This window comes from Collinsella sp. AF15-51 (genome assembly GCF_003462845.1).
In the GTDB taxonomy this organism is placed as follows: Bacteria; Actinomycetota; Coriobacteriia; order Coriobacteriales; family Coriobacteriaceae; genus Collinsella.
Genome location: NZ_QRYG01000023.1, coordinates 15976 through 27410 on the forward strand (window position 1 = coordinate 15976; position 11435 = coordinate 27410).

Here is an 11435-nt window from a genome sequence, read left to right on the forward strand (position 1 = left end):
ATCTGCCTGCCGAAGCGGGCATACACAGAGGACTCATCGCTATGAACCGTGAGAGGTATCGCGGCGACCTGCCCCTATCGGGGGTGGGCGCCTATGTCATCGCTTAAGACGACGCATCGCTGGGCGGTCGCTCGGCAAAACCCCGAGCTCGAAAAGGAGCTTTCGGCTGGCCTGGGCATACCCGGGCTGGTGGCGCGCATTATGGTTGCGCACGGCATTACATCCATCGAGGAAGGCCAGCTGTTTTTGACGCCTTCGCTCGATCGCGACTGGGCGGACCCGCTCGTTATTCCGGGCATGGCGGTCGTCGCTGACCGCGTTGAGCGTGCTATTCGCAGCCACGAGCGCATCGCCGTCTTTGGCGATTTTGACGTCGACGGCATTACGTCGACTTGTCTGTTGACCGAGGCGCTACGTTCGTTTGGCGCCAACGTCACGCCGTTTATTCCGCATCGCTTTGACGAGGGCTACGGCCTGTCGCGTGCGGCGCTCGACCGCGTCAACGAGCTCGCCCAACCCAACCTGATCGTGACCGTCGATAACGGCATTGCCGCCAAGGAGGAGGTCTCCTATCTGGAGAGCCTGGGGATCGATTTGGTGGTCACGGACCATCACGAGCCGTCCGACCAGGTGCCGCAGGGCGTGCCCCTGACCGACCCCAAGCTCGAGGACGAGGGCCCCTCGCGCGAGCTTGCCGGTGCCGGCGTGGCGCTCAAGCTGGTGCAGGTCCTGGGCGAGCGTTTGGGCAAGCCGTCGTATTGGCGTTCGCTGATCGAGGTCGCGGCGCTGGGCACCGTGTCCGACATGATGCCGCTCACGCCCGAGAATCGCGCACTGGTCGCCGAGGGCATCCAGCAGATGCGCGTGACGGCCCGTCCCGGCTATATCGCGCTTGCCGCACTTGCCAAGGCCGACCTTTCTACCATTACGGCCGACGGCCTGTCGTTTTCGCTCATCCCTCGTCTGAATGCTGCCGGCCGCATGGCTGATCCCAAGCTGGCGCTCGACCTGCTGCTTGCCCGCGATCCTATCGAGGCAAGTGCACTGGCAGCCGAGCTCGAGGAAATCAACCGTCAGCGCCGCGAGATCGAGGCCGAGCTTACGCGCGATGCCATGGCGAAGGTCGAGGAGACTTATGACGGCGGGCGCGCAATCGTCGTGGGCGGCGAGGGCTGGCACGAGGGCGTCAAGGGCATCGTGGCGAGCCGCCTGACCAATCGCTATCACGTGCCGGCGCTGCTCTTCTCGATCGAGGACGGCGTTGCACGCGGATCGGGTCGCTCGGTGGGCAAGGTCAACCTGTTCGATGCCGTCGAGCGTTGCTCCGATCTGCTGATTCGCCGCGGCGGGCATGCCGGTGCGGTGGGTGTAACCATCGAGGCATCCAAGCTCGATGAGTTCCGCCGTCGCCTTTCGGCCGTGCTATCGGAGCTTCCCGCCGATGACTTTGAGGACACTGACGAGGTTGCCGCCACCGTTGACCTCTCCGAGCTAAATATCGAGACTATCGAGCAGATTTCTCGTCTTGAGCCGTTTGGCCAGGGCAATAAGGTGCCGCTTCTGGCTGCCGAGGGCGTGACGATGTGCGATCGCGCCGTGGTGGGCAAAACCGGCGAGCACATGCGCTTTGTGGCGACCGATGGCGCCGCGAGTGTGCCGGCCATCATGTTCCGCGTGCCGCAGATCGATAGGCTCATCAATTGCGACAGCGCCGTCGACTTGGTGTTCGAGGCCGTGGCCGAGCATTGGCAGGGACGCGTGAAGCCCAAGCTCATGATCAAAGATGTCTTGGTGCGCGATACCGCGGCGTCCAATATCGACGATCCGGCATGCGAGCTTCGCCGCGGCGTGCAGCCGGCGGATTCTGGCCTGCGCCTGGAGTCGCGTAAACGCGAGACGCTCGCCCAGCTTTCTTATACCGAGCTCACGCGCTCGCTTATCCATAGCTTTATCGGCTCGAACCAGCCACATCGCGCGCAGGTCGAGGCACTCGACGCGCTCGCCGACCACCAGAGCGTTTTGGCCGTTATGGGGACGGGACGTGGTAAGTCGCTCATCTTCCATGTGCACGCCGCGCGCGAGGCGGTCCTTCGAGGGCGTGCGAGCATCTTTGTCTATCCGCTGCGCGCGCTCGTTGCCGACCAGGCCTATCATCTTTCATCGACGATGGCTGCACTCGGGATTGGCGTGGGCGTGTTGACCGGCGAGACCGTGGAAGCAACGCGCGATGACGTGTTTGCCGGCCTGGCTTCGGGCCGCACCGGCATCGTACTCACGACGCCTGAGTTCCTGTCTATTCACCGCGACCGCTTTGCGCGCTCGGGGCGTATCGGATTTGTCGTTATTGACGAGGCGCACCATGCCGGTCTTGCCAAGGGCGGCGACCGAAGCGCATACCTCGACATGCCCGATATCCTCAAGGCCCTGGGCGATCCGGTCGTTATGGCGGCGACGGCCACCGCGACGGCTCCGGTCGTGGCGGAGCTTGCCCGCGTGCTGTCGATTGCCCGTACGGTGGTCGACGAGACCGTGCGCGAGAACTTGCGGCTCGAGGACGACCGCGATCTTGCGAGCCGCGAAAACCGCCTGGTGTCCATCGTCGCGACGGGGGAGAAGACCGTCATCTACGTCAACTCGCGTGATCAGTCCGTGGCGCTTGCCAAGACGCTACGCAAACGCGTTCCCGACTACGCGTCGCATATCGCCTTTTACAACGCGGGCCTTACGCGCACCGACCGCCATCGCGTAGAGGAGGCGTTTCGTGACGGATGCCTCAGCTGCATCGTCTCGACCTCTGCCTTTGGCGAGGGCGTCAACCTTCCCGATATTCGCCATGTCGTGCTCTATCACATGCCGTTTGGCGCGATTGAGTTTAACCAGATGAGTGGCCGCGCCGGTCGCGATGGACAGCCCGCCGTGATTCACCTGCTCTATTCGTCGCGCGACGCCCGCATTAACGAGCGCCTACTCGACTGCTATGCGCCTGAGCGCGACGAGCTCGTCACGCTCTATCGCGCGCTGCAAACCATGTGGCGCTCCAACCGCGGCAAGACCGGGGACGATTCCTTTAGCGCGAGCGATATCGACATCGCGCAGATGTGCCTTGCCATCGATGCTCGCACGCCGGTCGACGAGCGCTCGGTGGAAAGTGGCCTGGGAATCTTCGAAGAGCTTGGCTTCTGTCGCGTTTCGGGGTTTGACGACACCCGTCGCATCGCGATGGCCGAAAACCCCGGCCGTGTGCAATTGAGCAGGTCAATTCGCTATTTGGAGGGCTTGCGTTCGCGCATGGAGTTCTCGGCTTTCCGGAGTTGGGCGCTCGATTCGTGCGCTTCTGATATGCTAGCCAAAGTTAACCGCCCGATCGTACCGCGGGCCTAGGGGAAGGGAACCTCGATGGATGCCGCAGCCCGTACCGCCCATGATTCCGCCCTCCAGCCGTTCTCGGAGATGGAGCACTATAAGCATGCCGATGAGCTGCCGCCCGAGATTATGGCGGACAGCTACGACAAGCTGGAGCGCCTGTGCCTCAAATATATGAATGAGGACGACTTTTCTAAGGTGGAGCAGGCCTATTGCTTTGCTGCCGAGAAGCACTGCAACCAAAAGCGCCGCTCGGGTGAGATGTACATCAACCATCCCGTCGAGGTGGCCATCATTTTGGCCGATCTCAAGATGGACTGCGATGTGGTGTGCGCCGCGCTGCTGCACGATACCGTCGAGGATACCGAGACCTCGCTTGCCGATGTTTCCGGCCTGTTTGGCGATACGGTGGCCGAGCTCGTCGATGGCGTGACCAAGCTCACCAACATCGAAGTCGACAGCATGGACGAGAAACAGGCGCTCACGCTGCGAAAGATGTTCCTCGCCATGTCCAAGGACATCCGCGTCATCATCGTTAAGCTTGCCGACCGTCTGCACAACATGCGCACCCTTGCGGCCCTGCGTGAGGACCGTCGCCTGTTTAAGGCCCGCGAGACCATGGACGTGTATGCGCCCCTGGCCGACCGTCTGGGCATGAGCTCCATTAAATGGGAGCTCGAGGACCTGTCCTTCTTCTATCTTGAGCCCGACGCCTACCAACGCATCGCGCGCATGGTGGCGGAGTCGCGCGAGGTCCGTGAACGCTATCTGGCCGAGACCATCAAGACGCTCACCGACGAGCTCAACCGCATTGGCCTGGAGGACTTCCAGATCAACGGCCGTTCCAAGCACTATTGGTCCATCTACCAAAAGATGAAGCGCAAGGGCAAGGAATTTTCCGAGATCTACGACCTGGTGGCACTGCGCGTCATCACGCATTCGGTACGTGATTGCTACTCTACGCTCGGCGCGGTGCATACGCTGTGGCACCCCATGCCTGGTCGCTTTAAAGACTATATCGCCATGCCCAAGGTCAATAACTACCAGTCGCTCCACACGACGGTTATCGGCCCCACGGCCCGCCCGCTCGAGATTCAGATTCGTACCTACGAGATGCACGAGCAGGCCGAGTACGGTATTGCCGCTCACTGGCTCTATAAGAAGTCGGGCGGATCGTCTGCGTCTAAGACCAATGATGCCCAGCGCTTGGACGACCAGATTAACTGGCTCAAACATTCGCTCGATTGGGCTGCGTCTGATGAGATCACCGACGCCAAGGAATACCTGCATTCGCTGAAGGTCGATCTGTTCGATCAGGAGATCTTCGTCTTTACGCCCAAGGGCGAGGTCATGGCGCTTCGTGCCGGCTCCACGCCGCTCGACTTTGCCTATGCCGTTCACACCGAGGTGGGCAACCACTGCGTCGGCGCTAAGATCAACGGTGCGGTGGCCCCGCTCACGCACGAGATCAAGACGGGCGACCGTGTCGAGATTCTGACCAACAAGAGTTCCAAGCCGTCGCGTGATTGGCTCAAGATCGTTAAGACACCTTCCGCCAAGTCAAAGATCCGCCGTTACTTCGCCGCCGCGACCAAGGACGACGACGCTGCCGCCGGCCGCGATATACTGGCTAAGGACCTGCGCAAGCGCGGATATGGCATCTCTACGCCACGATCCACGCGTGCGCTCAACGCCGTGGCGGAGCAGTTTAACTATAAGCAGCTCGAGGACCTGTTTGCCGCCGTTGGTGCGGGCAAAGTCGCCCCACGTGCCGTTGGCAATAAGGTCGAGCAAATCTTGGACCCCAAACCCGAGGAACAGCTCACCAAGGCCGAAGCCATTGCCGAGGTCGTCAAGCAGCCTGCCCGCGGCTCCAACCGCAAGCCGCAAAAGCGCGGCAAGAGCGCCAGCAACGGCATTATCGTCAAGGGCGAGAGCAACAGCGGCCTGCTGGTCCGTCTGGCCCATTGCTGCAACCCCGTGACGGGCGACGACATCGTCGGCTTCATCACGCGCGGTCGCGGCGTCTCGGTGCATCGCGCCAACTGTCCCAACGTCAAAGGCCTTATGGAACATCCCGAGCGCATGATCGACGTGGAGTGGGACGGCGCTGCCGACACCCTCTTCCAGGTCGAGATCGTGGTGGAGTGCCTGGACCGCATGGGCCTGCTCAAGGATGTCACCATTGCTATTGGCGATGCGGGCGGCAATATCCTTTCTGCCGCCACGTCGACCAACCGCGAGGGTATTGCAACCCTGCGCTTTATGGTCGAGATCTCGGACGCGAGCGGCCTGGATCCGTTGCTTGCCTCTATCAGCAGCGTTGACTCGGTCTACGACGCGCGTCGCTTGATGCCCGGCGAGGGTGGAGCCCAGCTTAAGCGCCGCGTTTAGTCGCGACGAACGTGCCACATTATCGATATTCGCTACACTCGAGGCATCGTTTGATGCCTCGAGTTCTATAGAGAGGAGAGGGGCATGAGTGCTGTGTCCTTGGATTTAACTCCCAAGGGATCGGTCGAGATCGAGACGCTCGTAAACGGTCCCATTCAGACCAATAGCTATGCTGTTATTTCGGACAATGAGTGCGTGATTATCGATCCCGCATGGGAAGGCGAGCGTTTGGTGGAGCATATTCGAGCCGAGCATCCCGGCGTACGCGTGCTTGGCGCCGTATGCACTCATGGCCATGCCGATCATGTTGGTGGTGTTGCCGGCGTGCGAACCACCGTTGGCGAGGGCTGCCAGTATGAGCTGTGTGCTAAGGATGTGACGGTGCCGCATGCGAACATCGAGGAGCAGCGAGCTATGTGGGGCATTGAGACGCCCGACCCCGGGGAGCCGACGCGCCTGCTCGCCGAGGGCGATGCTATCGAGGTGGGCGATATCTGCCTGCAGGTGATCGAGACGCCGGGGCATACGCCGGGCGGGATCGTCTTGTTTGCTGCCACCGAGCAGGGGAACATTGCCTTTGTGGGCGACACCCTGTTTCCGGGTGGGCACGGCCGCACCGATCTTTCTGGAGGAGATGGGGCGGCTATTCTGCGCTCGCTCTCCAAGCTCGCCCGGCTTCTTCCGCCCGATACCGTTTGCCTAACCGGCCATGGCGATTCGACCACCATGGCACGCGAGCTCATACAGAACCCTTTCATGCAGATGTAGCTTAATGGTCGGCTTTTGAAGCACGAGAAGCGTCCAGACGTCAAGCTATTTTTCCCCAACGGGTCGATTCCGTAGGGCAAACGGTCAAAAAAGTCTGTTTGGACGATATTCGTGAACAAACGAACGTTTATGCTCGGGTGCGCCGTGGTAAAATCTCAGGCGTTATCGGAGCAACCTTACAGGAGGTTTCTTTTATGCTCGTCAACGCAGCAGACATGCTCAAGAAGGCCGAGGCCGGCAAGTACGGTCTCGGTGCCTTCAACACCAACAACCTCGAGTGGACCCTGGCTATTCTCCAGGCCGCCGAGGAGGCCAAGTCTCCGCTGATCCTTCAGTGCACCGCTGGTGCCGCTAAGTGGATGGGCGGTTTCAAGGTCTGCGCCGACATGGTCAAGGCTGCCGTCGAGGCCACGGGCGTTACCGTTCCCGTCGCCCTTCACCTCGATCACGGTTCTTACGAGGACTGCTTCAAGTGCATCGAGGCCGGCTTCACGTCCATCATGTATGACGGCTCTCACGAGGAGACCTTCCAGCTTAACCTCGACCGCACCAAGGAGCTCGTTGAGCTTGCCCACTCCAAGGGCATGTCCATCGAGGCCGAGGTCGGCGGCATCGGCGGCACCGAGGACGGCGTGACCTCCAGCGGCGAGCTCGCTGATCCTGCTGAGTGCAAGCAGATCGCTGACCTGGGCGTCGACTTCCTCGCCTGCGGTATCGGCAACATCCACGGCGTGTACCCCGCCGACTGGGCTGGCCTTTCCTTCGAGCGTCTGGGCGAGATCAAGGCCCAGACCGGCGACCTGCCCCTCGTCCTGCACGGTGGCACCGGCATCCCCGAGGATCAGATCAAGAAGGCCATCTCCCTGGGCATCTCCAAGATCAACGTCAACACCGACCTGCAGCTCGTCTTCGCCAAGGGCGTCCGCGAGTACATCGAGGCTGGCAAGGATCAGCAGGGCAAGGGCTTTGACCCCCGCAAGCTCCTCAAGCCTGGTCGCGACAACATCGTTGCCCGCACCAAGGAGCTCATGGAGGAGTTTGGCTCCGTCAACAAGGCGTAAGTAGCGGTTTAACTTCCCGCCGGAGGCCCCGTTTCCCCTACGCTGTTTCCCTCGCGCTCACCTGGCTTCGCCAGAAGTCGCGCGACGGAATCAGCTCCGGGGAAACGGGGCCTCCTTCGTTAACTCGCTACAGGGTTACTGGGCTGAATTAAGATGGCTACTGGCTTTGCCAGAAGTCGCGCCAAGGAAGCAGTTCCGGGGGACGGGGCTTCCTTCGTTTAACGCCGCAGGGTTACGAGACTGAATTTTTTATTTGACTACCGTTCAGCGGTGTTGATGGCTCCCTTGTTGGGGCTTTCTTTTTATCTCGCTACAATGGGCTTCAAGCGTTCTAGTGACTTGGAGTTTTGGTATGGCTGTTATTAATGTGCTGCCTTCGGATGGGAAGGTTATTGACGAGGGTCCAGTTGGTTGCTCTGCTGATGTTTGCTGTGATGACTTTCGTCATCTCGATGTTGGACTGCCGCCCGAGATTCTTCGTCTTATGGATGCCGGGTATTTGACGCAGGCTGTTGCTGCCTGCGATCGCCTTTTGGAGCAGAACTCCGAGCCTTCGCTGGCTGCTTGTGTTCGTGCCGAGCGGTATCGCATGCTCGAGACGCCGCTTCATTTTTCGGTGTCGCGCGACCAGGCTATTGCGATGATTCGCGAGGAGTGGCCAGAGTTTACCGAAGAGCAGTTTGATGACCTGATTAATCGTAAGCGTATTGACTGGCGCTTTATCGATGGCGAACTGTTCGTTCTCGACAACTTCCTCGATTCGCTTCGCGTATATCCCAAAGAGGTTCCCGGCATGCGGCCCGATTCTACGGACGGAATAGCACTGCGCAACGAGATGCTCAAGGAGATGGAGTCACAAAACGGATTGGCTCGCGTCATTACGCTTAAAGCGTCCGTGTCTGTCCCCGGCGCTCTGGAAGGGGAGACCGTTCGCGCGTGGCTACCCGTTGCCGCCGCCTGTCGTCAACAGTCTCATATCGAGGTTCTCGATATGACGCCAGAGGGTGCTGTTGCCCCCGCGAATGCTTCGGCGCGTACCGCCTCGTGGTCTTCTTCGAGTGAGCGCTCATTCTCGGTGACCTATCGCTATCAAATTGATGCCGCTTATCGTGATGTCTATGGGGGTGCGCTTCCGGTGCATCCTTGCATGGACACGCCACTGCCCGTGGACACCTCCGAGGACCGTCCGCACATTGCATTCACGCCGTATCTACAGCAGCTGACAGCCCGTGTCATTGACGGGCTCGAGGATCCGCTCGATCGCGCCCGTGCTATCTATGATTACCTGACGCAGTACATCGACTATCGCTATCAGCCGCCGTACTTGCTTTTGGGATCTATTGCCGATGACTGCGCGCATTCGCTCCGCGGCGATTGCGGCGTTATGGCGCTCACGTTTATCACCATGTGCCGTATCGCGGGCGTGCCTGCCCGTTGGCAGAGCGGCCTGTATGTTGCGCCCGATTCGGTGGGGTCGCACGACTGGGCAGAGTTCTATACGCCGCAGACCGGATGGCTCAACGCCGACGTGTCATTTGGATCTTCTGCTCGCAGGATGGGGGAGGAGTGGCGCCGCCGTCACTACTTTGGCAATCTCGACCCGTGGCGTATGGTGGCCAACAATCGATTCCAGGCAGAGTTTGAGCCCTCTTTCGACGGCATGCGCGAGGACCCTTACGATAACCAGATGGGTGAGGCTTCGGTCGACGGTCGCGGATGCCGTCGGCGCGAGATGCTCCGCACGGTCGAACTCATCGAAATGCTCGAAGTTCCATTTTCGGACTAATCGGTAGAAAGCTGTGATAAACTAACTCACGCATTGCGTGCCCGAGTGGCGGAATTGGCAGACGCAGTGGACTCAAAATCCACCGTTGGCAACAACGTGCGAGTTCGAGTCTCGCCTCGGGCACCATACATGCAAGTGAGCGTTCAAGGGGGTTGCGGCCCCCTTTTTCGTGCCGAACTCGCGTGAGCGCGCGAAGCGTTAAGCAAACAGGCCTGTGGCCTGTTTGTAGCGGAGCGTGGCGAGGGCGCCACGCGCCCGAAGCCCGGGGCTTCGCGAAGCGAAGGCCCTTCGAGTCTCGCCTCGAGCACCATACATGCAAGCGAGCGTTCAAGGGGGTCAAGGTCCCTTTTTCGTGTACGTAATGTGATAACGCGCTGTACGTGTTATTATTCGCAAGGCGTTGTTCCCGCAATGCCCTAAAGAGGAACCTGAGGGTTCCCACCTTTTGGCGCCAATGAGCAGCTGACTGGTCATACAACTTAGATTCCCTTCCTCAAATCGAGGAAGTCTATGTGTACGACCTGGTTGCTGAGAAGCGCCGGGTTATTTTTTTATGAATGGAGGTAGGGAAAATAGCTAAGTCTGATGACACCCGCATCAACGACGAGATCACTGCATCTTCGTGTCGTTTGATTGGCGTCGATGGCTCTCAGCTCGGCCTGTTCGCCATCCGCGATGCCCAGCGCGTCGCCGACGATCAGGGTCTCGACCTGGTCGAGATCGCTCCCAACGCGGAGCCGCCGGTCTGCAAGGTCATGGACTACGGTAAGTTCAAGTACCAGCAGGCCATGAAGGCCAAGGCTGCTCGTAAGAACCAGTCCAAGGTCGAGGTCAAGGAAATGAAGTTCCGACCCAAGATCGACGTTGGCGACTACGAGACCAAGAAGGGCCACGTTCTGCGTTTCCTCAAGAAGGGCGCACGCGTTAAGATCACCATCATGTTCCGCGGCCGTGAGATGGCTCACCCGGAGCAGGGCCTTAACGTTCTCGAGCGTCTCGCCGAGGATCTCAAGCCTTACGCTACGGTCGAGTCCAAGCCTAAGATGGAAGGCCGTAACATGCTTATGCTGCTCGCCCCGATTAAGGGCGCCTTCGATGAGGATAAAGCGGCAAGCGATAGCAAGTAACTAGTGTTCTGTAACCGATTAAGGAGTATTTCATGCCTAAGATGAAGTCCCACAGCGGCACCAAGAAGCGTTTCCGCAAGACTGGTACCGGCAAGCTTATGCGCGCCAAGGCTTTCAAGAGCCACATCCTGAGCAAGAAGTCCACCAAGCGTAAGCGTGGCTTCCGTCAGGAGACCGAGATCGCCGCTGCCGACCGCAAGGTCATCAAGTCGCGTCTCGCCTAAGTTCGCGTTCCCGTTTTTCGTTTTACCGTCTAGGAGTTGATAGAACATGGCACGTATTAAGCGCGCTGTTGCCGCCAAGAAGAAGCGCCGTACCGTTATGCACCGTGCGAAGGGTTACTACGGTGCCGCTTCGCGTACTTACAAGCATGCTAAAGAGCAGGTCCAGCACTCCCTGCAGTATCAGTATCGTGATCGCCGCAACAAGAAGCGCGAGATCCGTTCTCTCTGGATCACCCGTATCAACGCTGCTGCTCGCCTGAACGACATCTCTTACTCTCAGTTCATGCACGGCCTGAAGGTTGCCGGCATCGAGCTCGACCGCAAGGTCCTGGCTCAGATGGCTTACGAGGACATCGAGTCCTTCAACGAGCTGGCTGCCATTGCCAAGAAGGCTCTCGAGGCCTAATAGATTCTCTTGAATCGCTAGGGGAGTGTCGCGTTGTGCGCGGCGCTCCCTCTTTTTATCTGAAGCGCGGTTTACATTGCTAAAAGCGCGGGTAGATAGACACTTACAGGTGACCGATCTCTATATATTTCTAAACCAAAGGGTCATCATCTGATACGTGCGGAAGATCCGCACCAGTCTTTCTATTAGCTATAGAAAGCGATATGTTGTGTAGGACTTGTGAAGAGTGGAATTGACGACCCACAGGGCTTCGCGGTCTGGCAATATATCTCCTTGCCGCGCGGCCCGGTCGGACCGGATGAGCCG

Annotated in this window: 8 protein-coding genes and 1 tRNA gene; all 9 read left to right on the forward strand. The window is 59.6% G+C overall.

Features of this window, described 5'->3' with window-relative positions; all coding sequences use genetic code 11:
* Positions 1-93: 93 nt before the first annotated feature.
* The 9 genes from recJ (at position 94) to rplT (ending at position 11129) form a co-directional block, all read left to right on the forward strand.
* The gene (gene recJ / locus DWW51_RS09240; RefSeq protein ID WP_117774294.1) at positions 94-3381 is read left to right on the forward strand and encodes a single-stranded-DNA-specific exonuclease RecJ; all 3288 of its coding nucleotides are present in this window, start codon (positions 94-96) and stop codon (positions 3379-3381) included.
* 15 nt (positions 3382-3396) lie between these two features.
* Positions 3397-5757 carry a bifunctional (p)ppGpp synthetase/guanosine-3',5'-bis(diphosphate) 3'-pyrophosphohydrolase gene (locus tag DWW51_RS09245; protein WP_117774295.1) on the forward strand — a complete coding sequence of 787 codons (2361 nt, stop codon included), beginning with the start codon at positions 3397-3399 and terminating at the stop codon, positions 5755-5757.
* A gap of 84 nt (positions 5758-5841) precedes the next feature.
* Positions 5842-6525, forward strand: a complete 684-nt coding sequence (locus tag DWW51_RS09250) for an MBL fold metallo-hydrolase (RefSeq protein WP_117774296.1) — start codon at positions 5842-5844, stop codon at positions 6523-6525.
* 194 nt (positions 6526-6719) lie between these two features.
* Positions 6720-7586, forward strand: a complete 867-nt coding sequence (fba, locus tag DWW51_RS09255; RefSeq protein ID WP_035137086.1) for a class II fructose-1,6-bisphosphate aldolase — start codon at positions 6720-6722, stop codon at positions 7584-7586.
* 352 nt (positions 7587-7938) lie between these two features.
* Entirely contained in the window at positions 7939-9372 is a 1434-nt protein-coding gene (locus DWW51_RS09260) for a transglutaminase-like domain-containing protein (protein ID WP_089573297.1), read from the forward strand.
* A 39-nt stretch (positions 9373-9411) separates the two neighbouring features.
* Positions 9412-9498: transfer RNA gene (locus DWW51_RS09265), tRNA-Leu, on the forward strand.
* Positions 9499-9929: 431 nt separating this feature from the next.
* On the forward strand, positions 9930-10499 hold the full coding sequence (gene infC / locus DWW51_RS09270) for a translation initiation factor IF-3 (RefSeq protein WP_089573296.1): 570 nt from the start codon (positions 9930-9932) through the stop codon (positions 10497-10499).
* A gap of 32 nt (positions 10500-10531) precedes the next feature.
* Positions 10532-10723, forward strand: a complete 192-nt coding sequence (gene rpmI / locus DWW51_RS09275) for a 50S ribosomal protein L35 (protein ID WP_006234422.1) — start codon at positions 10532-10534, stop codon at positions 10721-10723.
* Between the two features lie 46 nt (positions 10724-10769).
* Positions 10770-11129, forward strand: coding sequence for a 50S ribosomal protein L20 (rplT, locus tag DWW51_RS09280; protein WP_022094123.1), 360 nt, complete (start codon positions 10770-10772; stop codon positions 11127-11129).
* Positions 11130-11435 lie beyond the last annotated feature (306 nt).

Coding starts and splice junctions, on each gene's coding strand:
- recJ (WP_117774294.1), top strand. CDS start 94: ATGTCATCGCTTAAGACGACGCATCGCTGGGCGGTCGCTCGGCAAAAC.
- DWW51_RS09245 (WP_117774295.1), top strand. CDS start 3,397: ATGGATGCCGCAGCCCGTACCGCCCATGATTCCGCCCTCCAGCCGTTC.
- DWW51_RS09250 (WP_117774296.1), top strand. CDS start 5,842: ATGAGTGCTGTGTCCTTGGATTTAACTCCCAAGGGATCGGTCGAGATC.
- fba (WP_035137086.1), top strand. CDS start 6,720: ATGCTCGTCAACGCAGCAGACATGCTCAAGAAGGCCGAGGCCGGCAAG.
- DWW51_RS09260 (WP_089573297.1), top strand. CDS start 7,939: ATGGCTGTTATTAATGTGCTGCCTTCGGATGGGAAGGTTATTGACGAG.
- infC (WP_089573296.1), top strand. CDS start 9,930: ATGGAGGTAGGGAAAATAGCTAAGTCTGATGACACCCGCATCAACGAC.
- rpmI (WP_006234422.1), top strand. CDS start 10,532: ATGCCTAAGATGAAGTCCCACAGCGGCACCAAGAAGCGTTTCCGCAAG.
- rplT (WP_022094123.1), top strand. CDS start 10,770: ATGGCACGTATTAAGCGCGCTGTTGCCGCCAAGAAGAAGCGCCGTACC.